At 65.5% G+C, this 23,218-nt stretch carries 22 protein-coding genes; 9 read left to right on the top strand and 13 right to left on the bottom strand.

Going from position 1 to position 23,218, the window contains the following annotated elements:
• Positions 1-109: 109 nt before the first annotated feature.
• Positions 110-574, top strand: coding sequence for a transcriptional regulator NrdR (nrdR, locus tag CBI38_RS17450; RefSeq protein ID WP_109335162.1), 465 nt, complete (start codon positions 110-112; stop codon positions 572-574).
• A gap of 15 nt (positions 575-589) precedes the next feature.
• On the opposite strand, the gene hrpA is transcribed toward nrdR, so the two are convergent.
• The gene (gene hrpA, locus CBI38_RS17445; protein ID WP_109330719.1) at positions 590-4,480 is read right to left on the bottom strand and encodes an ATP-dependent RNA helicase HrpA; all 3,891 of its coding nucleotides are present in this window, start codon (positions 4,478-4,480) and stop codon (positions 590-592) included.
• Between the two features lie 138 nt (positions 4,481-4,618).
• On the opposite strand from hrpA, the gene CBI38_RS17440 reads away from it, so the two are divergent.
• Positions 4,619-5,683 carry an alpha/beta fold hydrolase gene (locus CBI38_RS17440; RefSeq protein WP_109330717.1) on the top strand — a complete coding sequence of 355 codons (1,065 nt, stop codon included), beginning with the start codon at positions 4,619-4,621 and terminating at the stop codon, positions 5,681-5,683.
• A 13-nt stretch (positions 5,684-5,696) separates the two neighbouring features.
• On the opposite strand, the gene CBI38_RS17435 is transcribed toward CBI38_RS17440, so the two are convergent.
• Positions 5,697-6,080: a VOC family protein gene (locus CBI38_RS17435; RefSeq protein ID WP_109330715.1), complete on the bottom strand. Its 384-nt coding sequence runs from the start codon at positions 6,078-6,080 to the stop codon at positions 5,697-5,699.
• Positions 6,081-6,234: 154 nt separating this feature from the next.
• Here CBI38_RS17435 and CBI38_RS17430 point away from each other — a divergent pair, with 154 nt between their 5' ends.
• Together CBI38_RS17430 and CBI38_RS17425 are read left to right on the top strand one after the other, a co-directional pair.
• Positions 6,235-7,599 carry an MFS transporter gene (locus tag CBI38_RS17430; protein ID WP_109330713.1) on the top strand — a complete coding sequence of 455 codons (1,365 nt, stop codon included), beginning with the start codon at positions 6,235-6,237 and terminating at the stop codon, positions 7,597-7,599.
• A 61-nt stretch (positions 7,600-7,660) separates the two neighbouring features.
• Complete coding sequence (locus tag CBI38_RS17425; RefSeq protein ID WP_109330711.1) at positions 7,661-8,893, top strand: aminotransferase family protein; 1,233 nt, start codon at positions 7,661-7,663, stop codon at positions 8,891-8,893.
• Here the strand turns inward: CBI38_RS17425 and CBI38_RS17420 are convergent.
• Positions 8,890-9,159, bottom strand: a complete 270-nt coding sequence (locus tag CBI38_RS17420; protein ID WP_109330710.1) for a hypothetical protein — start codon at positions 9,157-9,159, stop codon at positions 8,890-8,892. The genes CBI38_RS17425 and CBI38_RS17420 overlap by 4 nt on opposite strands.
• An 18-nt stretch (positions 9,160-9,177) precedes the next feature.
• Between CBI38_RS17420 and CBI38_RS17415 the strand changes: the two genes are divergently transcribed.
• Positions 9,178-9,891, top strand: a complete 714-nt coding sequence (locus tag CBI38_RS17415; RefSeq protein WP_109330708.1) for a C40 family peptidase — start codon at positions 9,178-9,180, stop codon at positions 9,889-9,891.
• Here CBI38_RS17415 and CBI38_RS17410 read toward each other — a convergent pair.
• From CBI38_RS17410 to CBI38_RS17400, 3 genes are all read right to left on the bottom strand, one after another.
• Positions 9,877-10,557: a PhzF family phenazine biosynthesis protein gene (locus tag CBI38_RS17410; protein WP_109330706.1), complete on the bottom strand. Its 681-nt coding sequence runs from the start codon at positions 10,555-10,557 to the stop codon at positions 9,877-9,879. The two genes, CBI38_RS17415 and CBI38_RS17410, sit on opposite strands and share 15 nt — an antisense overlap.
• A gap of 89 nt (positions 10,558-10,646) precedes the next feature.
• A complete protein-coding gene (gene ahpD, locus CBI38_RS17405) occupies positions 10,647-11,186 on the bottom strand; it encodes an alkylhydroperoxidase, AhpD family (protein WP_109330704.1) in 540 nt (179 codons plus the stop codon).
• A gap of 3 nt (positions 11,187-11,189) precedes the next feature.
• The gene (locus CBI38_RS17400) at positions 11,190-11,777 is read right to left on the bottom strand and encodes a peroxiredoxin (protein WP_109330702.1); all 588 of its coding nucleotides are present in this window, start codon (positions 11,775-11,777) and stop codon (positions 11,190-11,192) included.
• Between the two features lie 187 nt (positions 11,778-11,964).
• Between CBI38_RS17400 and CBI38_RS17395 the strand changes: the two genes are divergently transcribed.
• Positions 11,965-12,888: a hydrogen peroxide-inducible genes activator gene (locus CBI38_RS17395; protein ID WP_109330700.1), complete on the top strand. Its 924-nt coding sequence runs from the start codon at positions 11,965-11,967 to the stop codon at positions 12,886-12,888.
• A gap of 47 nt (positions 12,889-12,935) precedes the next feature.
• Here CBI38_RS17395 and CBI38_RS17390 read toward each other — a convergent pair whose 3' ends face one another.
• Positions 12,936-13,682: a LysR substrate-binding domain-containing protein gene (locus tag CBI38_RS17390; protein WP_109330698.1), complete on the bottom strand. Its 747-nt coding sequence runs from the start codon at positions 13,680-13,682 to the stop codon at positions 12,936-12,938.
• A gap of 58 nt (positions 13,683-13,740) precedes the next feature.
• On the opposite strand from CBI38_RS17390, the gene CBI38_RS17385 reads away from it, so the two are divergent.
• Positions 13,741-14,145 carry a DUF5997 family protein gene (locus tag CBI38_RS17385; protein ID WP_109330697.1) on the top strand — a complete coding sequence of 135 codons (405 nt, stop codon included), beginning with the start codon at positions 13,741-13,743 and terminating at the stop codon, positions 14,143-14,145.
• Between the two features lie 4 nt (positions 14,146-14,149).
• Here CBI38_RS17385 and CBI38_RS17380 read toward each other — a convergent pair whose 3' ends face one another.
• The 4 genes from CBI38_RS17380 to CBI38_RS39120 all read right to left on the bottom strand — a co-directional run bounded on the left by CBI38_RS17380 (position 14,150) and on the right by CBI38_RS39120 (position 19,236).
• Complete coding sequence (locus tag CBI38_RS17380; RefSeq protein ID WP_109330695.1) at positions 14,150-16,654, bottom strand: DEAD/DEAH box helicase; 2,505 nt, start codon at positions 16,652-16,654, stop codon at positions 14,150-14,152.
• A gap of 40 nt (positions 16,655-16,694) precedes the next feature.
• On the bottom strand, positions 16,695-17,732 hold the full coding sequence (locus CBI38_RS17375; protein WP_109330693.1) for an alpha/beta fold hydrolase: 1,038 nt from the start codon (positions 17,730-17,732) through the stop codon (positions 16,695-16,697).
• Positions 17,733-17,877: 145 nt separating this feature from the next.
• Positions 17,878-18,846, bottom strand: coding sequence for a proteasome assembly chaperone family protein (locus tag CBI38_RS17370; RefSeq protein WP_109330691.1), 969 nt, complete (start codon positions 18,844-18,846; stop codon positions 17,878-17,880).
• 228 nt (positions 18,847-19,074) lie between these two features.
• Complete coding sequence (locus CBI38_RS39120) at positions 19,075-19,236, bottom strand: hypothetical protein (RefSeq protein WP_159926358.1); 162 nt, start codon at positions 19,234-19,236, stop codon at positions 19,075-19,077.
• A 198-nt stretch (positions 19,237-19,434) separates the two neighbouring features.
• Between CBI38_RS39120 and CBI38_RS39115 the strand changes: the two genes are divergently transcribed.
• Entirely contained in the window at positions 19,435-20,148 is a 714-nt protein-coding gene (locus CBI38_RS39115) for a DUF5642 family protein (protein WP_230989874.1), read from the top strand.
• A gap of 162 nt (positions 20,149-20,310) precedes the next feature.
• A complete protein-coding gene (locus CBI38_RS17360) occupies positions 20,311-21,444 on the top strand; it encodes a DUF4192 domain-containing protein (RefSeq protein WP_109330687.1) in 1,134 nt (377 codons plus the stop codon).
• 8 nt (positions 21,445-21,452) lie between these two features.
• Here CBI38_RS17360 and galE read toward each other — a convergent pair whose 3' ends face one another.
• On the bottom strand, positions 21,453-22,445 hold the full coding sequence (gene galE, locus CBI38_RS17355) for a UDP-glucose 4-epimerase GalE (RefSeq protein WP_109330685.1): 993 nt from the start codon (positions 22,443-22,445) through the stop codon (positions 21,453-21,455).
• Between the two features lie 3 nt (positions 22,446-22,448).
• Positions 22,449-23,138 (bottom strand): metal-dependent transcriptional regulator, encoded by a 690-nt coding sequence (locus CBI38_RS17350; RefSeq protein ID WP_109335161.1) that lies wholly within the window; start codon positions 23,136-23,138, stop codon positions 22,449-22,451.
• Between the last annotated feature and the right edge of the window lie 80 nt (positions 23,139-23,218).

Genomic DNA, 23,218 nt, shown 5'->3' with positions numbered 1-23,218 from the left:
GTGTGGTCGCGTCGAAGTCGTGCATCCGCTGCGTGAATCCGTATTCGTCGGTTCGCCATCGGGTGAGGCGAAAAGCCGTGGCCACGACGGCTACGACGAAGGAATCGCCATGCACTGCCCGTTCTGCCGGCACCCCGATTCACGTGTGGTCGATTCCCGGGAAGCCGACGAAGGTCAGGCCATCCGCAGGCGACGCTCGTGCCCCGAGTGCGGCCGCCGGTTCACCACCGTGGAAACTGCGGTCCTCTCGGTCGTCAAGCGCAGCGGTGTCACCGAACCGTTCAGTCGGGAGAAGGTGGTGCGCGGCGTTCGGCGCGCCTGCCAGGGCCGTCAGGTCGACAACGACGCACTGAATCTTCTTGCCCAGCAAGTCGAAGATGCCGTTCGGGCGTCGGGTTCCGCGGAGATTCCCAGCAACGAGGTCGGGCTCGCCATCCTGGGTCCCCTGCGAGATCTCGACGAGGTCGCCTATCTGCGTTTCGCGTCCGTGTACCGCTCGTTCAGTTCGGCGGAAGACTTCGCGCGCGAAATCAAAGAACTACGCGCTCATCGCGAGTCCCGCGAAAGCGAATGACACCCGATTCGGCCATCAGCGCACCTTCTGCAGCGCGCTGAGGACCCGCTTTTCGGACACCGGTATCGGTGTCCCGATCGTCTGGGCGAACAAGCTGACTCGAAGTTCCTCGATCATCCAGTGGATCGCATCGACGTCGGGCGAATGGTGCCGCTCCTCCGGCAGCGTTGCCAGCATGCGTTCGTATGCTGCATATACGCGGTCGAGGACGTCCATTCCCTTCCGATCGCGGGGTGCACTGCCGGGGAGCGATTCGAGGCGTGCGGTGGCGGCGGAGAGATACCGAGGTAGCTCACGGAGCCGCGCGGATCCGGTCTCGGCAACGAAACCAGGAAAGAGCAGCGACGCGCGCTGTTCCCGCACGTCGTCGGCGGCCTCGCCGGTGGCCCGTTCGAGAACCACGGCGAGTCGGTGATCTGATTCCAGAATCGGCAGGACGAGGCGTAGCAGAATTGCGACCTCGCGGGCCATCGCCGCTCGCGCCTCGGCGACGAGCGCGTCGAAGTCACGGGGAGTGCGGATCGGCGCCCCGTGGGCGGCGATCAACTGGTCAGCCGCGGCATTGCGGCAGTCGTCGATCAACGCGTCGAGGCTGCCATCCGGATTCTGGCCGAGGGTCAGTCGCTGGGTATTGCTCAGCCCGGAGACGACCGTCTTGGCCTGGGTCGGTACGGCGGCCAGGAGGAGCCTGCGGGTTCCGGCGCGCATAGCCGCCCGTTGCTCGGACGGTGTGCTCAGGACACGGACGGCGACACCGTCGCCCTCGGGAACGAGGGCGGGATAGCCGGTGACTTTTTGCCCGCCCAGTTCTCGGGTCACCGTCGGCTCGAGGGAACCGAGCGTGTCCGGCGTCCAGGTGAGCGCAGGGGGCCGCTCGGAAGTGGAGGCCGCCTTCGCGACTTCCTTCTGCACGCGGGGAGCGAGGGACGTGCGGAGCGCCACCAGATCCTTGTCGCGGCCCAGAACGGTGCCCTTCTCGTCCACGGCCGCGAACGTCATGCGTAAGTGGTCGGGGAGTGCCGCGACATCGAAGTCCTTCGGATCGATGCGGCATGCGCCGAGTCGCGACAACTCCCGAGCCATCGCTGTGACGAGCGGTTCCGAACGCGGTTTCACCGCCGCGAGGGCCGCTGCCGCGAAGTCGGGGGCCGGAACCACCTGCCGGCGCAGGGCTTTGGGGAGAGTCTTGATCAGGGCCGTCACCAACTCGACGCGCATGCCGGGGACGAGCCAATCGAAGCCCACCGGCCGGAGACCGGCGAGCAGGGCGATCGGGATACGAGCGGTGACGCCGTCGTCCTCGTTCCCGGGCTCGAACTGGTAGGTGAGCGGGAACTGCATGTCGCCCTGACGCCAGGCGTCGGGGTAGTCGCCGCCCAGCACGGCGGCCGAATCGGCGTTGACGACCGTCGACTGGGTGAAGGTGAGGAGGTCCGGCGTGGCGCGGCGGGCCACTTTCCACCAGGAGTCGAAGTGGCGGGCTGACACTGCCTCGGCGCCCACACGCTGATCGTAGAATTCGTACAACGTGTCGTCGTCGACGAGGATGTCGCGGCGACGCGCGCGATGCTCGAGTTCCTCGACATCTTCGAGCAGTGCGCGGTTGGCGTGGAAAAATGTGTGCTGCGTTTGCCATTCGCCCTGGACGAGTGCATGGCGGATGAACAGTTCGCGGGACGTTTCGGGGTCGATGGCAGCGTAGTTCACCGCGCGCCGGGCGACGAGGGGAATTCCGTACAACGTCACGCGTTCGTACGCCATGGCGGATCCGCGCTTGGATGACCAGTGCGGTTCGGAGTAGGTGCGTTTCACGAGGTGCGGCGCGAGCTTCTCGGCCCACTCGGGTTCGATCCGCGCGGACATGCGGGCCCACAACCGAGAGGTCTCGACGAGTTCTGCGGCCATCACCCACCGCGGGGGCTTCTTGAACAGGCTGGAACCGGGGAAGACGGCGAATCGGCTTCCGCGCGCACCGAGGAAGTCGCGCTTGTCGCCCTCGCGAAGTCCGATGTGCGACAACAGTCCTGCCAGCAGTGATTGGTGAATCGCCGCCTCCCCGGCGGTGGTGGTGCTGCTCACCTCCCAGCCCAGTCCGCGGGTGATCTGGCGGAGTTGGCCGTGGAGGTCCTGCCATTCGCGGATGCGAAGCCAGTGAAGAAACTCGTTGCGGCACATCTTCCGGAACTGGTTGGAGGACAGTTCGTTCCGTTGTTCACCGAGATATTTCCACAGCTCGAGAAAGGCCAGGAAGTCCGAGTTCTCCACGGCGAAACGGGCATGCTTCTCGTCGGCAGCCTGCTGGAATTCGGCGGGACGTTCGCGCACGTCCTGGATCGACAGGGCGGAGACGATCACGAGGACTTCGGCGAGGCAGCCGTTCCGGTGCGCCTCGACGAGCATGCGGGCCATGCGAGGGTCCACCGGAATCTGGGCGAGTTCGCGTCCGACCGGGGTCAGGACGGGCTGCTCCTTCTGGGTGGACTGCTCGATCGCGCCCAGCTCTTCGAGCAGGCCGATGCCGTCCCGGATCGCGCGGGGATCGGGCGGTTGGACGAACGGAAACGCGGCGATGTCACCGAGGCCGAGGGCGGTCATCTGCAAAATGACGGATGCGAGGTTGGTGCGAAGAATCTCCGGCTCGGTGAACGGGGGCCTGGACTCGAAGTCTTCTTCCGAGTACAGCCGAATGCAGATGCCGTCGGCGACGCGTCCGCAGCGGCCGGAGCGCTGGCGGGCGGAGGCCTGGGAGATCGGCTCGATCGGAAGACGCTGCACTTTCGTGCGCACCGAATAGCGCGAGATGCGGGCAGTTCCCGGATCCACGACGTAGCGGATGCCGGGCACGGTCAGGGACGTCTCGGCGACGTTCGTCGACAAGACGACCCTACGTCCCGTGTGGGGAGTGAACACCTTGTGCTGTTCCGCCGCGGAGAGTCGTGCATACAACGGAACGATGTCGGTACCCCGCAGTCGTCTGTCCCGCAGCGCGTCCGCGGTGTCGCGGATCTCCCGCTCGCCGGACAGGAAGACGAGGATGTCGCCGTCCCCTTCCGCCGACAGTTCTTCGACGGCTTCACACACCGCGTCGACGGGATCACGATCGAAGGTCTGATCGCCCACTTCGACGGTGAGAGGGCGGTAACGCATCTCGACGGGGAAGGTCCGCCCCGACACCTCCACGATCGGTGCGGGCACGCCGTCGACGGCGAAGTGCTCGGCGAACCGCTGAGGGTCGATCGTGGCCGAGGTGATGACGACCTTGAGGTCGGGTCGCCGGGGGAGTAGCTGGCGTAGGTACCCCAGGATGAAGTCGATGTTCAGGCTGCGCTCGTGAGCCTCGTCGATGATGAGGGTGTCGTACCGGCGGAGCATCTTGTCGCGCTGAATCTCGGCGAGGAGGATGCCGTCGGTCATCAGTTTGACGAGTGTGCCGTCCGACACCTGGTCGGTGAACCGCACCGTGTAGCCGACGGTCTCGCCGAGTTCGCTGTGTACCTCTTCGGCGATCCGTTCGGCTACCGTCCGTGCTGCCAGCCGGCGGGGCTGCGTATGCCCGATGAGCCCGCGTACCCCGCGGCCGAGTTCGAGGCAGATCTTCGGAATCTGCGTGGTCTTGCCCGACCCGGTCTCACCCGCGACGATTACCACCTGGTGCTCCGAGATGGCATGTGCGATGTCGTCACGACGCTGGCTGACCGGGAGCGCGTCGGGGTAGTCGATACGGGGAACGCTCGCCCGTCGGCGCTCGAGCCGGGCACGGGCGGTCGCGATCTCGTCCGAGACGCCGGCGAGCGCCTGGGGCGTGCGCGCTCGGTCCAGTCGCCTGCGGAGCCGGTGCTCGTCGCGCAAAGTGAGTTCGCCGAGGGAGTTCTTCAGATCTCGCCGGCTCGGTGCTGTGATGGACATGCTGAGCTACAGCCTAGCCAACGCGGTCGACGAGCCGACGGCTCGGGCGTAGCGGCGGGGCAGGTCGTCGCCACGCGCTATTCTCCAGGACGACCAACGTCAGACGCGTACCCCGATATCGGCAACGGCTGGGAGACTATGTTCGACGAGTTCGCAGGTGAGAACTTCGACCTGCTCAGCCGCGACCGCGGCAGCGTCGTCGCGGCCGACGATGGCGTTCCGCTGGCCGTCCGCGAGGTCGGTCCCGAATATGCGCCGCTCACCGTGGTCTTCGTGCACGGTTTCTGCAACCGGATGACCGGCTGGCACCTCCAGCGCGTACACCTCGAAGAGGTATGGGGACCGACGATCCGCATGGTGTTCTTCGATCTGCGTGGGCACGGCAATTCGGGTGTGCCGCGACGTGAGACCTGCACGATTCCGCACCTCGCCCGGGACATCGACGCCGTGATCCGGGCACTCGTCCCCGAGGGGCCGATCGTGCTGGTCGGGCACTCCATGGGCGGAATGGCGGTGCTCTCCTATGTCGGCCGGTATCCCGATCTGATCGGTTCCCGGGTGGTGGGGGTCGGACTGATCGCGACCGCGGCGGGTGCACTGGGGGACGTCGGCCTCGCACGCACCCTCAACACGCCGGTGGTCGCCGGATTCAGCACGGCAGCACGTGCCCTGCCTCGCGTAGTCCAGGGCGGCCGGGGCGCGAGCAAGCGCGTGCTGGCGCCGATTCTCCGGTCGGCGTCCTTCGGTGATCGTCGTGTCAGCCCGGCCATCGTCTGGCACTCCGAACAGATGATCAACGACACACCCCTGAAGACGCTCGTCGATTTTCTGCCCTCGTTCAAGAACCACGACGAAACCGCCGCGGTGCCGCTCCTCGAACCGGTTCCGACTCTGGTGCTGTGCGGCGACAGGGACCTCCTGACGCCGTTCCGGTATTCGAAGGCGATCGCCGAGCAATTGCCGGAGGCGGAACTCGTCAGGGTGCCCGGCGCAGGACACATGGTGCACTTGGAACGGGCGTCACTGGTCTCGGAGGCGCTCGATCGCCTCGTCACGAGATCGGTGGAATCGCTACCCGCACCCAGTGCCTGGCGGGACGCCGTCCTGCTGGTCACCGAGCATCCGTGGGTCGACACCGCCCGTCGCCGGGTGGCGGCATGGGAGCGCGTGTTCCGGCAGCGGGTGTCGCGGTCTCCTCGCTGACCGAAGGGCGTCGCTATCCGCCCGCATCGTCGCCCTCCGGGTGCGGGGGAAGAACACAGAACTCGTTTCCCTCCGGATCGGCAAGCACCACCCACGGCACCCTCGAGTCGTTGCTCAGCAGCCGGGCCCCGAGCGCGAGGAGTCGTTGCACCTCGGCGTCCTGCGTGCGCGACGACGGCGCGATGTCGAGGTGCAGTCGATTCTTGGCCGCTTTCTCTTCCGCGACGGGTTGGAAGAGCAGCGCCGGAAATCCCGGCCGATTCGCCTCGACGTAGGTGCGGCCGTACGCGTCGTTCCACTGGCGGGTCGACGGATAGTCCAGAGCCTCACACCAGAATAGGGCCAGTGATTGCGCGTCGTGGCAGTCGACGGCCACGGCGATGATGCGACTGTTCATCCCGGTCGACTACCCGTCGATGAGTCGGCGCACACTGCCGCTGGTCGAAGCTATCGGGCGTCCGCGGACACGGTGGCAATCGGCAAAGTGGCGACAACATCCGCCACTCGGGACACAATGGACTCACCTGACAGCGGCCTCGAGGGGGCGGAACATGGCATACGAGAATCCACCAGCCGACCAGGATGCCCTGCCGCCAGGAGTTCTTCGACGCGCAATCGCGGCTTCGGCAATGGGCAACGCCACCGAATGGTTCGACTACGGCGTGTATGCGTTCACGGTGTCGTATATTTCGGCGTCCTTCTTTCCCGGCGACACCGGCTCTGCCACGTTGTATGCCCTGCTGGTGTTCGCCGTCTCCTTCGTCGTGCGACCCCTCGGCGGGCTCGTCTGGGGCCCGCTCGGTGACCGTCTCGGCCGCCGACAGGTTCTGGCGCTCACCATCTTGCTGATGGCGGGAGCGACGTTCTGTGTGGGACTCGTTCCCGGATACGACGTCATCGGATTCTGGGCACCCTTGTTGCTGGTGCTTCTCCGCATGATCCAGGGTTTCTCCACCGGAGGTGAGTACGGCGGCGCGGCAACCTTCATGGCCGAATATTCGCCCGACCGGAAGCGAGGATTCTGCGGTAGTTTCCTCGAATTCGGCACGCTCGGCGGATACGCGCTGGGCGCCATTGTGGTTCTGACGGTGGAGCTGGCGTCCACCGAACCGTTCATGGAGACCTGGGGATGGCGTATTCCCTTCCTGATCGCGGGCCCGATGGGCCTGATCGGCCTGTACCTGCGCACGAAACTCGAGGAAACACCCGTCTTCCGCGAACTCGACGAGGAAGGGGCGGTCGAGGAGGGGGCCGCGACGGAGTTCAAGGACCTGGTGACGGAGTACTGGCGGCCGATGTTGCTGCTCGCCGGTCTCGTCGTCGCTCTGAACGTCACCAACTACACCTTGCTCAGCTATATGCCGACGTATCTGGAAACCCAGATCGGTTTGTCGTCCACCGCCTCGTTGACTCTGTTCATCGTCGGGCAACTCGTGATGATGGCGGTGATCCCGTTCGCGGGTGGGTTGTCGGACCGATTTGGACGAAAACCGTTGTGGTACGTCTCGCTCGTCGGTCTCATCGTGCTGGCGGTGCCGATGTATCTGCTGATGCGCCAGGGATTCGCCTGGGCAATCTTCGCTTTCGCCGTCCTGGGGTTGCTGTACGTGCTGCAGCTGTCGACGATCTCCGCAACGTTCCCGGCGATGTTTCCCACGCACGTGCGCTTCGCCGGATTCGCCATCGCCTACAACGTGTCCACCTCGCTGTTCGGGGGAACGGCGCCTGCCGTCAACGAACTGCTGATCGAGTGGACGGACAACACGCTGATGCCCGCGTTCTACATGATGATCGCGTGCGGGATCGGTCTCGTGGCGCTCTATTTCGTGGCCGAGACGGCAGGAGCCTCCATCCGAGGCCGGGGGCTGCCGGGAATCGACACGGAACCGCATCCCACCGCATACGCCGAGAAGTAGGCGGGCGAGATCCCCGCCCGGCGACATGGCATAGTCGCCTCGGAGCGGGGTTCACGAAGGGATGATCATGGCGTCGGCACTGTGGCACGGCTTCGCGGATATGGGCGCGGTGGAGGAGAACGGCGCGTTCGTCGTCTCCCGCGGCGACGGCGCGTACATCTGGGACGATCAGGGAAACCGCTACCTCGACGCCACCGCGGGTCTGTGGTTCACCAACGTCGGCCACGGGCGCTCGGAGATCGCGGATGCTGTGGCGGACCAACTTCGGACCGTCGCCCACTTCTCGAATTTCGGCGATTTCGTCCCCGCAACCACGGCAGCCCTCGCCGACCGGCTGGCCGCGCTGGCTCCCGTGCCGGGCAGCAAGATCTTCTTCACCTCCGGTGGATCCGACTCCGTGGACACGGCAGCCAAACTGGCGCGCCGCTACTGGCACGAAATGGGCAGGCCCGACAAAACGATCGTGGTTGGCAGGCAGAAGGCCTACCACGGCATGCATGTCGCGGGTACCGCGTTGGCAGGCATCCCCGTCAACCGGGAGGGCTACGGCGAGATGATGGCCGACGCCGCGACCGTGGCATGGGACGACGCCAAGAGTCTCCTCGAGCTCGTCGAGAAGGTCGGCGCCGACCGGATCGCGGCATTCTTCTGCGAGCCGATCATCGGCGCGGGGGGCGTGTACCTGCCGCCGGACGGTTACCTCACCGAGGTCCGGGACATCTGCCGTGAACACGACATCCTGTTCGTCGTCGACGAGGTGGTCACGGGCTTCGGGCGAATCGGCGGCGACTGGTTCGCGTCCACACGGTTCGGTCTCGAACCCGACATGATGACCACGGCGAAGGGCTTGACCTCCGGCTACGTCCCCATGGGTGCGGTCTTCATCGCACCCCGGGTGGCGGAGCCCTTCTTCGCCGGCGGCGTCTGGTGGCGTCACGGATACACCTACGGTGGTCACGCCGGCGCGGCGGCCGCTGCACTTGCCAACCTCGACATCATCGAGCGGGAGAACCTTCTCGCGGAGTCGAAGCGCCTCGAGGCCTCGTTGCATCGGCACCTCGCACCGCTCGCCGACCACCCACAGGTCGCGGAGATTCGCAGCGGCCTCGGTGCTGTTGCCGCCGTGCAACTCGCCGACCCCGCGGAGGCCTTGCCCTTCGTGAAGACCCTTCGCGAGCACGGAATTTCGAGTCGTGCCGCCGGTCAAGGTGCGATGCAGATTTCACCCGCGTTCGTCATGACGGACGAGCAGGTGGGCGCGCTCGCCGACGGATTCGGACGCGCACTCGGCTAGTGCGATCCGGGTAGCCGGCTGCGGAGTCGGTGCAGGGCGGCGGCCGAGCGAGCCCGCCAGGTCGGTTGTGTCAACGGAATCTCCTGCTTCCCGTCGCGTGCTGCGTAGGCGCGGGTGTAGCGCTCGTGGAGCCGGGCGCGGACCTCGTCCGGCGTGTATGCCTTGCGTTGCCGGTCTGCGCGGGCCGCAACGACACCGGTCGCTGCCACGCCCACCACACCGGCGAGCCCGACGAGCTTCCACCACTGTCTGCCTCGGGGTCTCATCGCCTTAGGCTAGAGCCCATGCACGCGCCCTCGCACACCGACGCTCGATCGGCCGGTTCCCGTATCGACCTCGACACCGCGGTGAACGTCACCCGCACGGGAGATATCTGGATCTTCCGCGGAGAATCGCCGGCGGACCGGGCCATTCAGACGCTGACCAACAGCCCCGTCAACCACGTGGGCATGTCGGTGGTGCTCGAAGATCTGCCGCCGCTGATGTGGCACGCGGAACTCGGGCATTCGTTGCAGGACATGTGGACCGGGCATTTTCAACGCGGCGTGCAGTTGCACGATCTACGCGCTGCCGTCCAGGTGTGGGGTGCCCGTTACGGACAGCGCGGGTGGTTGCGGCAGCTCGCGGAGCCCGCGACGAAGGAACAGGAAGACGCGCTGATGCGGACCATTGCGCGACTCGACGGAACTCCGTTTCCCTCAACCGCGAAACTCGCTTCTCGCTGGTTCGGTGGACGGCTCCCTCTCGGCCGGCGTTCGGGGAGGCGTTCGGGGAGCCTCGAAAGTGCCTACTGTGCCGAGGTGGTCGCCACAACCTACGAAGAGATGGGCCTTCTCGCCGGGGATCACCGCACGAGTTGGTACGACCCCGGAAAGTTCTGGAGTGGCGACCGGCTTCCCCTTGTCCCCGGTGTCACGCTGGGCCGCGAGATCGAGGTCGTCCTCAGCGACGCCGATCTCGCAGCGGGGCGAGGCCGTCGCCCGTCAGAGGGTTCGTGACTTTTCGGCATGTACACGCCCGCCGACCTCGACCCAGCCGGCCGGGTCGTACGTGGTGCGCAGTTCGGAGCCGCGGCCCTGCGTGATCAGCAGGGCGTGCCGAAGGTGAGCGGTGATGCGGACGGCGGCCGCTCCAGTCGCCTCGTCCTCCACGATGCCCATGTCGGGCGCAAACATTCGTGATCGAATCGAGTGCTCCACCTTGTCGGTCCAGGCCCACAGGTAGTGGTGGCCCTTGCCGAACTTCTTCGGATCTGCAGTCTCGATGGCCCTCACGCTGTTCATCGGGTACAGCGAGAATTCGGGCGCCCACTCCGGCTTTGCCCGCACCCAGGTGATGGCACCCGAGTGCCGGGTGGTCACAGGTCCGGCTGGTACGTCCAGCGTCTTCACTGCGGTACCGCGTTCACGCAGCCACCAGGACAGCCCGACGGTGGGGTGTCCTGCAAAGGGAAGCTCGGTTCCGGGTGTGAAAATTACCGCGCGGGCGGAGTCGTCGCCCGGGGCGGGGAGATCGACGAAGATCGTCTCGCTGTATCCGAGGGCAGCGGCGACTTTCTGCCGGTCGCCGGGTGGGACGGTCGACGCATCGACGATGCCGAGCGGATTGCCGTGGCGTCCGTTCTCGTCCGTGAATACCCGGACGACGTCTACGTGAAGGGGCATTGACGCACTCTATCGCTCCGAGGAGCGACGAAGGGCCCCGCACGCGCAGTACGCGAGCGGGGCCCTTCGGGAGTTATCTCTGCGAGGTGTCAGACGCTCGCGGTGGCGAGGGTCTCGTTGGCCTCGACGGCCTGAGCGACACCCGCGACGATCGAACCGGCGCGGATCGCTTCGAAAATCACCTCACGGTCGACGCCTTCCTGCCGGAGGGTGTTCTCGTGGGCTTCGAGGCAGTGGTTGCAGCCGTTGATCGCGGAGACCGCGAGCGACCACAGCTCGAAATCGGCCTTGTCGACACCCGGGTTGCCGATGATGTTCATCCGCAGGCCCGCACGGAGATCGTCGTACTTACCGTCAAGGTAGCCCTTGGTGCGGTAGAAGACGTTGTTCATGCCCATGATCGACGCGGCACCCAGAGCTGCGTTGTAGGCCTCGGCCGACAGCGAGTCGGCCGCCTCTTCGGCGATCTCCTTCAAGGTGGTCGCCGACTTGGTGGCGGCTGCGGTGGCGAGGAGGGTGCCCCACAGCTGCTGCTCGTTCAGCACGGTACTGCGCGCGATGGAACTCAGATTGAGCTTGAGGTCCTTGGCGTATTCGGGGAGTGAGTTCTTCAGATTCTCGACAGTCATGACTCAGACGCTCGCAGTCAGCAGTTCGCCGGCGTCGATCGTCGGATCGCCCTTCTTCCAGTTGCAGGCGCACAGCTCGTCGGACTGCAGGGCGTCGAGGACACGAAGGACCTCGTCGACGTTGCGGCCCACGGAACCGGCGGTGACGGAGACGAACTGAACCTCGTTGTTTGGGTCGACGATGAAGGTGGCGCGGTCGGCGACACCGTCGGCGTTGAGAACGCCGGTGGCCTCGACCAGTTCACGCTTGAGGTCCGAAAGGATCGGGAAGGGAAGGGTCTTCAGGTCCTCGTGCTGTGCACGCCACTGGAAGTGGACGAACTCGTTGTCGACGGACGCACCGAGCACCTGCGCGTCGCGGTCGGCGAACTCGTCGTTCAGCTTGCCGAATGCGGCGATCTCGGTGGGGCACACGAACGTGAAGTCCTTGGGCCAGAAGAAGACGATCCGCCACTTGCCGGCGTGGTCGTCGCTGGTGATCGTGGTGAAGTAGTCGTCGGGCTGCTGGGCGTCGACCTTGGAGAGGTCACCGCCGATGACGGCTTTCAGGTTGTACGCGGGGAACTGATCGCCGATGGTGAGCAGAGCCATATTCGTCCTCCTACTTGTCTTGTGAACACGTCGAACGCAGTGCAACCACACCCGAAGGCGCAGTTGAGGGTTTCGGTACCGGAAGCGGGTGGCACGAAGGTCGTGCACCCGCGTTTTCTGGTGTGATTCCATTCTGCACGAAACCGGCTGAAAGGTAAAGCCGATAGATGTCTCTACACTGATAGGCATGGCTGATCAGAGTTATCAACCCACACTGTCGCAGCTGCGTGCGTTCGTCGCGGTGGCCGAACACCGCCATTTCGGCACTGCGGCTACACGTTTGAGTGTGAGCCAACCCACACTCTCCCAGTCCCTCGCCGCCCTCGAAAGCGGCCTCGGCGTACAGCTGATCGAACGCAGTACCCGCCGGGTTCTCGTGACCACAGCCGGTGAGAGACTGCTCGGCCAGGCGAAGGTCATCCTCGAAGCCACCGATGGTTTCGTCGCGACGGCGGCGGGCGTGGGGGAGCGGCTCACCGGACCGCTACGGATCGGACTGATCCCCACTGTGGCCCCGTACGTGTTGCCCGCATTGCTGCCGGCCCTCCGGCAGGACATGCCCGCTCTGGAACCACAGGTGATCGAGGATCAGACTGCGCGCCTTCTCGAATCACTGCGCACCGGCTCGCTCGACGTCGCGGTGATGGCACTGCCCAGCGGCGCGGCCGGGCTCACCGAAATACCGTTGTACACAGAAGACTTCGTGATGGTCGTGCCCGAAGGGCATGAGCTGGCCGGACATACGGGTATCTCGCCCTCGGTGCTGGGTGCGTTGCCGCTCCTGCTCCTCGACGAAGGTCACTGTTTGCGGGACCAGACCCTCGACCTCTGCAGATCGGCGGATGTCCAGCCTATGGCGGGCGACACCCGCGCGACGTCGCTGTCGACGGTGGTCCAGTGCGTTGCTGGCGGGCTCGGGGTGACGCTGGTCCCCGAGTGTGCCGTGCGGGTAGAGATCGGGCGCGGCCCCTTGGCCACCGCACGCTTTGCCGCCCCCGCTCCGGGCCGGACGATCGGACTCGTCTTCCGCTCGTCGAGTGCGCGCGCCGAAGACTACGGGCAGCTGGCGGCCCTGCTCACGAACTCGGCCCCGGTCACTACTTCACACTGAGCCGCCGACGGCGGCTCACTGCTCGGGACTGAGACCCCGGCGCGAACTCACGACCGGCGGCGAGGTTTCCCGCGGCTGCCACCGCGCTTCCCCGAACCTCCACGGGCATTCTTGTTCCCGGCTGCCCGCTGCTGCCGCGTAGCGCCGGGTTCCGGACGTTTCTTCTTCACCGGCTCGGCCGGTGGACGCCCTCGCGAACTGTTGACCGTGCGCCCGCGCACGATTCCGATGAACTCCTCGACCAGTTCCGTTTTCCGATCCTCGTGCCACGACAGGGCGATCCGCGACTCGGGGCCGTCGGTCACCGGCCGGAACGTCAGATCCTTACGGTGATGCAGCCGGGCCAGCGACTGCGGTACGACGACGAGGCCCACTCCGGCCGCCACCAGTTCGATCGCATCCGCCGTCGTGGCCGGACGCTCCTTCGCCGGTACTCCGGGCAATTTTGCCCATTCGAGAATGTCGTCGAGGGGATGCAGCACGACGTCGTCCGCAAGGTCCTCCACGGCGATCTCGTCCACCGCTGCCACCACATGCTCTCGGGGGATGACGACGACGGGGGTCTCGGCATAGAGGGGGATGGCGCTGAGGCCTTCCCCGTCGATCGGCACCCGGACGAGCCCGGCGTCCACCTCGCCGTCTCGCAGAGCTGCCGGCGCGTCGGCCGCGGACAGCGCAATCAGGGTGAGGGGTACGTCGGGCATCCGCTCGTTCCAGATCCGGATCCACTTGGTGGGTGTCACCCCCGGGACGTACGCAAGGCGGAACGAAGGGGGCACTACCGCGTCTGTCACTCCGTCAGGCTACCGGCCGTGGTCGGAACCACTGCGCATCCTCGTTACTCTTGGCACCATGACGTCGCACAAGAGCACCCAGACGATGAAGCCGGCAACCGCGGCGAAGAAGCTGGGTGTGTACCTCGAAGCCACACCTGCCGAGTTCCAGGAGGGTGTCGTGTCCCGCGACGAGCTCACCGCGCTGCAGTCCGATCCGCCCGAGTGGTTGCTCGAACTGCGGCGCAACGGCCCGCACCCGCGTTCCGTGGTCGCGGCGAAGCTGGGGGTCTCCATCGCGGGCCTCGCGCGTGGCGGGGTCACCGAGGCCCTCACCACCGAGGAGATCGACAGCCTCATGGCGGATCGGCCGGAGTGGTTGCAGCAGGAGCGCGCCACCCAGGCCGAGGTTCGGCAGGAGGCCGTGCGTATCAAGGAGAAGAAGGCGGCACGACGCGATCAGCCCCGGAAACGACGTTCGTGAACCGCTAGCCCTCGACGATGCTGAGTTCGTCGAACACCACTTCTCCGGCGGCATCGGACTCGGGGAGATCGACGACGGCGGTCAAGGCCCAGCCGTGATCGCCCTGCGGGTCCTCGAGGACCTGACGCACGCGCCAGAACTCGGGGGCCACCTCCACCTGGAAGAGCTGGGGTCCACGCGCGGAGGGTCCGGTGCCCACGGTGGAGTACTCGTCGAAGTAGGGGAGGAGCTGTTCTTCCCACTCGTACGCGTCGATGCCGTCGCCGAGCGCCTCGAGCTCGGACCACCGTCGCCGTGACGCCAGCTCGATGCGCCGGAACATCGCATTGCGCACCATCACCCGGAAGGCACGTTCGTTGGCGGAAATGGGTCGTGGGACGTCGGCACCGAACGCGACCTGCTGAACGTCACCTTCCGCGCCCGGATCGGTAAGTGATTCCCACTCGTCGAGCAGGCTGGAATCCACCTGGCGGATGAGTTCACCCAGCCACTCGATGAGATCGTCGAGTTCTTCCGTCCGAGCTTCCGTCGGAACCGTCTGCCGCAAGGCGCGATAGGCGTCGGCGAGGTAGCGCAGGACCAGTCCCTCGGACCGTGCCAGTCCGTAGTGGCTGACGAGCTCGGCGAAGGTCATTGCCCGCTCGACCATGTCGCGGACCACCGACTTGGGTGACAGCGCAAACTCCGAAATCCACGGGTGCCCACCGCGATACATCTCGAACGCCGGGAACAGTACATCGGACAACGGCTTCGGCCACGTGACCTCCTCGAGGAGTTCCATGCGCTCGTCGTACTCGATTCCGTCCGCCTTCATCTGCGCCACAGCCTCGCCGCGGGCGGCATGCTGCTGCGCCATGAGTACCTGCCGCGGGTCGTCGAGGGTCGACTCGATGACCGAGACAACGTCGAGCGCATAGGATTCCGACTCCGCGTCGAGTAGTTCCAGCGTCGCGAGCGCGAATGTCGACAACGGTTGGTTGAGAGCGAAGTCCCGTTGCAGTTCCATCGTGAGGCGGGCCATCCGCCCATCGGCATCAGGTTCGTCCAGCCGCTGCACGATGCCGGCGTCGATCAACCCGCGATACAGCGACAGTGCCTTCAAGATGTGCTTACGCTGCGCGGGCCGCGACTCGTGGTTGTCCTCGAGGAGATGCCGCATCGAGGCGAAACAATTGCCGGGTCGCGCGATGACATTGAGCAGCATGGAATTCGATACCGAGAACCGTGAGATCAACGGCTCGGGTGAGGCTGCGACGAGGCGGTCGAACGTGGCCTCGCTCCACGAAACGAATCCGTCCGGCGCCTTCTTACGCTGGACCTTCCTACGTTTCTTCGGGTCGTCGCCGGCTTTGGCCAGTGCCCGCAGGTTCTCGACCTCGTGCTCGGGGGCCTGGACCACGACGGTGCCGAGGGTGTCGTACCCGGCTCGGCCGGCACGTCCCGCGATCTGATGGAATTCGCGCGCACGCAGGTGACGCGTGCGGCTGCCGTCGAACTTGGTCAGGCCGGTGAGGAGCACGGTGCGGATGGGCACGTTGATGCCCACCCCCAGTGTGTCGGTGCCACAGATCACTTTGAGCAGTCCGTCCTGGGCCAGCTTCTCGATCAGCCTGCGGTACTTGGGCAGCATCCCCGCATGGTGCACACCGATACCGTGCCGCACGAGGCGGGAGAGGGTCTTGCCGAAGCCGGTGGTGAAACGGAAGCCGCCGAGTGCCTCGGCGATGGCATCCTTTTCGGCGCGGGAACAGAAGTTCACACTGGTCAGCGCTTGGGCACGTTCGAGCGCCGCGGCCTGGGTGAAGTGCACGACGTATACGGGAGCCTGATTGGTGGTCACCAGTTCTTCGATGGTCTCGCTCACCGGGGTGGTCGCATACGAGAACATCAGCGGGACGGGTCGCTCGGTACCGGCGACGACGGTGGTAGGCCTGCCCGTGCGCCTCGTGAGGTCGGTGGAGAAGAAGTCGACCTCACCCAAGGTGGCCGACATCAAGAGGAACTGGGCGTGGGGGAGTTCGATGAGGGGCACCTGCCACGCCCAGCCGCGATCCGGCTCGGAATAGAAGTGGAACTCGTCCATCACGACTTGCCCGATGTCGGAGTCGGGTCCCTCACGTAGCGCAAGATTCGCGACGATTTCTGCAGTCGCGCAGATGATGGGCGCCCGGGAGTTGACGGCGGCGTCACCGGTCATCATTCCGACATTCTCCGCGCCGAACACCTCACAGAGCGCGAAGAACTTCTCGCTCACCAGGGCCTTGATGGGCGCGGTGTAGAAGGTGCGCTTCCCGGTGGCCATGGCAAAAAAGTGCGCACCGACCGCGACCATCGACTTGCCGGATCCGGTGGGCGTCGCCAGGATCACATTGGCGCCGGAGACGAGCTCCATGATCGACTCTTCTTGGGCGGGATAGAGCCGCAGACCTCGATCTTCGGTCCACGAGGTGAAGGCGTCGAAAACGGAATCAGGATCCGCGTCTTCGGGGAGAAGGTCGGGAAGAAGCACTGCTACAGGCTAGCCGTACAGCAGTACGCCGCTCTCGCGCCTATGTCGCGCTGCGTTCGTCGGAACCCATGGCGTCGAGAACAGCCATTCGGGTGGACGCACTGCCGGTGATCGTTCCCTCGCCGACACCGGAAATCAACATCTGCCGCCATCTGGCTTCGTCGAATGCCAGCGGACGAGTGCCGGCGAGGAACTTCTCGATGGTGCGCAGAAAGCGCATCGGGTCGTCCCGGAACGGGAAGTGACCGGCACCGCGAAAGATCTCGAGGTGTGAACCCGGCATGGCGGCATGAGCGAGGTGGGCGTGAGCGACCGGGATGACCGCATCCTGGTCGCCCCAGATGAGTTGCACCGGGAGGTTCTCGGTCAGGTAACACCGGTCGAGCATGGTGACCACCTGACCGCGCCAGTCGACGACTGCGCGCAGCGTGCGTAGGTACGCCTCGTACGCCGTGGGGTCGTAGAGCTCGGCGAGCACGCGGACGAGATCCGGGGTGTCGTGCAGGATGGCGCCGGGGCGGAGCCTGGTTCCGTTGAGCTGGCCGATCGCATTGCCGAGCAGCCGGACCGTCGGCATTGCCCCGGGAATGCGCAGCAGTTTGAGGGCCTCGTTCAGGATCGGGACCGACGCGAGGCGGAGTAGGGGATGGACGTCCTTGGTGACGCCGCCGGCAGAGACCAGGACCAAACGGTCGACCATCTGCGGGAACTGGTAGGCGAACTGCATGGCGACTCCGCCACCGAGTGAGTGCCCGATGACGGTGACGTTGTCGATGCCGAGGGTCGAGAGTAAATCGCGCATGCCGTTGGCGTAGGCCGCCACGGAGTAGTCGGCGCGGGGCTTGTCGGAGCGTCCGTGACCGAGAAGGTCCGGTGCGATGACTGTGTAGTTGCGGGCCAGATGCGGGATGATCTCGGTCCAGGTGGACGAGTTGTCCCCGATTCCATGGATCAGTAGGAGGGCGGGGCCCTCACCGGCCATGCGGAACGCGCGACGGTATCCGTGGATGGTGCGAAACATCATGCGGGTTTCGGCGTCGGGAACAGGCCTGAGCTTACGAATGCGAGTGTCGCTCATGTCGCCTCCTGAACTAGGTGAACTTCCCGAATGTTGACCTCTCAATCATCCGCTTCGGTTCGACGCTATTGCACGGGCGTCCGGTGAACAACTGATCAGGGCGGTCGCACAGCCACCGGGTGGCGGCCGCACAGCCGCCTTTCCGTCAGGCTCCGCTCGCTGTTCCGGACTCGCCATCGGACCGCTCTCCATGGCCGTCCTGCTGCGCTTGCTCGGCAAGGAAGCGCTCGAATTCGGCCCCCAATTCGTCCCCGCTCGGAAGGTCTTCCTCGCTGGCCAGGAGGCTCGACTGCTGCTCCTGGGCCGTTACGTAGGCATCGTACTGACGCTCGAGGGCATGAACCACGGTTTGGACCTCTTCGTTACCCGCGATGTGCTCGTCGACCTGTTCCTTCACCCGTGCGGCTGCCTCGCCGAGCGCGTTGAGGGGCAGCTGGAGATCTGTGACCTCACTAACATTCTCGAGGAGGGTTTCAGCCGCCCCCGGGTAGTCGGTCTGCGCAAGGTAGTGCGGAACGTGAACGGAAAACCCGATCGATTCGTGACCGTGCTGCGCCATCCGTAACTCGATCAACGACGACGCGCTGCCGGGTACCTGAAGTTCGCCGGCCCAGCGCTGGTGGTCCTTGATCAATTCCTTGTTGGTCGAATGAGCAGTCACTCCCAGCGGCCGAGTATGCGGAATCGCCATCGGGATCGCATTGATACCCACTGTGCGCCGGACACCGAGTTGTTCCGCCAGCAGGCGCACCGCCGTGGTGAAGCGTTCCCACCGCAGGTCGGGCTCCATTCCGGCCAGCAGAAGGAAGGGGGTCCCTGTCGTGTCCTTCAGGGCATACAGATTCAGTTCCGGCTGGTCGTAGTCCGAGAAGTGGTCGGACTTGAAGGTCATGGTCGGGCGACGTGAGCGATAGTCGACCAGTTCGTCCACCGCGAAGGAGGCAACCAATTCGCTCTCGAGGCTCTCCCTGAGGTGCGTTGTGGCGAGTTTGACGGCGTGGCCCGCGTCGGAGAAACCTTCGAGCCCGTGGATCAGCACCGGTCCCTGCCCGTCCGCGGAGGACAGCTGCGGTGCGGGAAACTCCAGCTCGTACATCTTCGACTGTTCGTCCATCACAGACCTCATCTCCTTCGTGCGTGACCTCCAGTGTCCCCTATCGTCTCCGGCATCGATACGTCGGACATTCTTCGCGGAGGTCTGCTTCGGGGGAACGCCTCGAAGGCAACGGATAATTCCCGTGTACCCCGTTTCCGTGTTCGCCCACAGCGAGCTCCCATGCCCAGCGTGGTGTGGGCAGGTCGCCGCGAACGGCATCCGCGCTCCTGGGCGGATGGGCGGTACTCAGTGCTCGACGTGCCCCAGCGAAGCGATTTCGGTGGACAACTCGTGAAGTCGGCGCTGTGCTCGTGCGAGCCGACCCTCGAGTTCGAGGATGTCGACGTTCAGTTGATCCCGCTCGGCCAATCGCCGGGCGAGCTCGTATTGAACCGATTTGGTCTTCATCTTTTCACGATACGCCCAGGACAATGGCAGCTCCTCTCGGAAAAAGGCGTGGACGCGGGTACCGAGGTGCCGAATCCGCGGGCCCATCGCCCGCGCGAAGTTGAACGCTCTGCCTCCCCGAGGGCACTGCGGACTTCTGGCAGAGTGGCGGAAAGGGCTCGGTTGACGAGCCGCCAGCAGCGGTACGGGAGGTCGACGGTGAGTTCGCGGCGTACGACGAGTCGAAGCGCGGTCCTCCTTCCTGTCGCTGTGCTTGCCGCGGTAGCCGGGGCGCTCGCGTCGTGCGCGACCGAGGTCCCGGGTGTGGCTCAGCCCTCCAGCAGCATCGCGGCCGGGGTGCCCTCCGGCAGGGGTTTGTCGGCACTGTTGTTGGAGCCGTCCGACTTCCCGTCCAAATATCAGGCGATCGTGCTGCCGCCGCACGCCGTGTCGATGGCCGCACCGGATCTCACGGGTGTTCCCCAGGACGCCGTCGTCGATCCGTCGGAGTGTGCTCCGCCGACCCAGGACTACGGACCGACCGGAACGGTGATGGCCGTGGGCACCGACAACGCGAGCCGGTCGACGATCACGGTCGAGCTCGCCAAGACAGACACACCGCTCGACGAACTCGAGCAGCAGACGGCGAATTGCGGTGAGATGACCGTAGCGGCCAGCGGTGCCGAATCGACGGTCGCCACCGACATCATGCCTGCCCCGCCGATTCGAGCGGACGACACGCTGGCCCTGCGCCGCACGGTTCGATCCGGCAGTGACGGCGACAAGGTCACGCAGTCGATGCTGACGTTGATCGCGCAGGTAGGGGATGTCCGTGTGTCGGCAACGTTCATGTCCTTCGGACACGCCACGGCGGACACCTCGGCGCTCGACGACGTGTTCACGAGAGCGGTGCAGAAGGTTCGAGCAGGCTGAGCGCGGCAGATAGCACACGGCTCCGACACCCTGCGCGGGTCCACAGCGCATTCGTCCGGCTCGGCTGCCCGTTTGTCCACAACCTGCCGCTCATCCACAGCCCGACCCATTGTCGCTGGTCGGTGAATTCGGGGGCTCCGGTGCGCGTTCAGAGTCAAGTGCATGACGACGTCCGCGTTTCCACACAGGTCCGGTTCCGACCCCACCGGCCGACACTTCTTGCCGCCCGAGCAGCTCCGCCTGTGCGATCCCGGCGACCTCCTCGCCGCGATCCCCGCGCTCCTCGGCTTCCGTCCGGAACGGTCCATCGTAGCCGTGTGTTTGACGGATGATTCGACGGTCGGGGCCGTGATGAGGCACGACCTCGTGCTCGGTGGCGGTGATATACCGACTGCACCCATGTGCGCGGCCGTGGACCAATTCGCTGTGGTATGCGAGCGTGAACAGGCCACGGGCGTGCTGGTCGTCCTCGTCGACGACCGATTCGCGGATCCTACGGACACGTCACGGGCCGAAGTGGCAAGTATCGTGTCGGAATTCGAGGACCTCCTGGATCGGACGTCCACCGAACTGCTCGATGTCTTCGTGACCGCCGACATCGGCGCCGGCAACCGGTGGTTCGGACTGCTGGGTGGGGGACGATACGGTGTGCAATCGGATCCGGCGGCCTCTCATGTCGCCGTGGCGCAGGTCGTCAGTGGCCGGGCAATCCGGTCGTCCCGTGAAGATCTGGAAGCGACCGTAGAGGCAGGTCCGGTCGGCGAGCGGGTCCGCATCGCCGAACTCCTCGACGATGTTCGCGAATCTGCCGCGCCGAGAGGCCAATTCGCGGGACGCACCGACACCCGGGGTGATCGCCGCGAACTTGAATTCGTGCTGGCCCACATCGCACGGTTGCATTCGGGACAGGGAGTGGCCGCGCACGAATATGTCGAGCTGGCCCTGGCACTGGACAATCTGGTTGTTCGCGACAGTCTTCTCGCACTCGCCGTCAGCGCATATGCCGACGATGCCGAACAACTGTGGATTCTGCTGGCACGTCATCTTCCCGATCCCGAACGGGCCACCGCAGCAGCCCTTCTCGGGTACAGCGCGTACGTACGTGGCGACGGACCGCTGGCCGGCGTTGCCTTCTGCGCGGCACTGGAAGCCGATCCCGATCATGCATTGGCCGCGCTCCTGGACAACGCCTTGCAATCGGGACTTCGGCCGGCGGCGGTTCGTGAACTGGCCGGTCTCGGCTACGACTCAGCGCGGAAGATCGGCGTCACCCTGCCGCCGCCGATCGACACCTGAGAACAGCATCATCGCCGCGCCGCGTGGGACCTGTCGCCGAGTTGTTGCAGATAGGCCCACGCGTCGGCGACGATCTCATCGAGATCGGTGTGTTCCGGCCGCCACCCGAGTTCCGCGATGGCGCGGTCACTGGACGCGACGAGAATCGCTGGGTCGCCGGCTCGGCGCGGCGCGTCCTCCACCGGGATGGGCAGCCCGGTGACCCGGGCACATGCCGAGATCACCTCGCGGACACTGAATCCCGCACCGCTTCCGAGGTTGTAGATTCTGTGACGGCCTTCGATGGACGACTCGAGCGCGAGCAGATGCGCCTCGGCCAGATCGAGAACGTGAATGTAGTCGCGCACCGCCGTCCCGTCCGGCGTGGGCCAGTCGGTTCCGAACATCGAAATCTTCTCGCGTTGGCCGAGCGCGACCTGAAGCACCAGAGGGATCAAATGCGTTTCCACGACCCGGTTTTCGCCGACCGACTTGTACGCGCCCGCCACGTTGAAATAGCGCAGGCTCGTCGCCGCGAACGAATGTGCCACTGCGTAGGACGTGATGGCATGGTCGATGGCGAGTTTGGTGGCTCCGTACGGATTCGTGGGACGGGTCGGATCCGCCTCGGTGATCGGCGAATGCTCCGGCTCACCGTACGTTGCGGCCGTCGAGGAGAAGACGAGCCGCCGCGTTCCCGAATGTCGCATGGCTTCGAGGAGTTCGAGAGTGGTGACGACGTTGCCGCGCCAATACTTCTCCGGGTACTCCACGGACTCGCCGACGAGCGACTGCGCCGCGAAGTGCAGCACACCGTCGAACCTGGGAGTTCCGCCGGTCCCGAGGACATCCACGGCGACGTCGGCGACATCACCTTCGATGAACTCGGCACCGAGCGGCACCGCGTCGGCATTGCCCGTGGACAGGTCGTCGATGATGACGACCTCGTGTCCCCGCTCGAGCAACACGGTGCTGCACACACTGCCGACATAACCGGCGCCGCCGGTGACGAGAAGTTTCATCGACTATCCCTGGACCTTCACCTGGACGGCGTGCGCCATCTCTTCGGAAAGGTCGAACCCGCTGTGACCGGGCACGGTGATCGTGACCGATCCCGGTTTGGTCTCGACCGTCACGCGGGCGTCCGGAACCACGCCTGCCTCACGCAGTTGACCGATGACATCGGGATCCGACTGAACGTGCTCGGCGAGGCGCCGCACGACCACAGCTGTCGGCTTACCGGGAGGAACGTCCGTGAGACGGATGAGTGTCTCCGGCGCGTCCACCGGGCGTTCGAGGCCGAGCAGGGCAAGTCCGGGAATCGGATTTCCGTACGGCGACGTGGTGGGGTTGTTGAGCACCTCCACGAGCCGCCGTTCGACCTCTTCGCTCATGACGTGCTCCCAGCGGCACGCCTCGGCATGGACCTCTTCCCACTTCAGGCCGATGATGTCGACCAGAAGGCGCTCCGCCAGTCGGTGCTTACGCATGACCGACACCGCAAGCTCGCGCCCCTTCTCCGTCAGTTCCAGATGGCGGTCACCGGCGACCAGGAGAAGGCCGTCGCGTTCCATCCGGGCGACGGTCTGGCTCACCGTCGGGCCGCTCTGCTCCAGTCGTTCGGCAATCCGTGCTCGAAGTGGGACGACGCCCTCTTCTTCCAAGTCGTAGATCGTCCGGAGGTACATCTCCGTGGTGTCGACCAGATCCTTCACACTCACACCCCTTCGTCCTTGCCGATTCTACCGGTCATCCGCCCTCACCGGCGCGCTCCCTCCCGGAGCGCGCCCGGCCG

The organism is Rhodococcus oxybenzonivorans (genome assembly GCF_003130705.1).
GTDB lineage: Bacteria > Actinomycetota > Actinomycetes > Mycobacteriales > Mycobacteriaceae > Rhodococcus_F > Rhodococcus_F oxybenzonivorans.
This window is presented reverse-complemented; position numbering and strand designations above follow the sequence as displayed.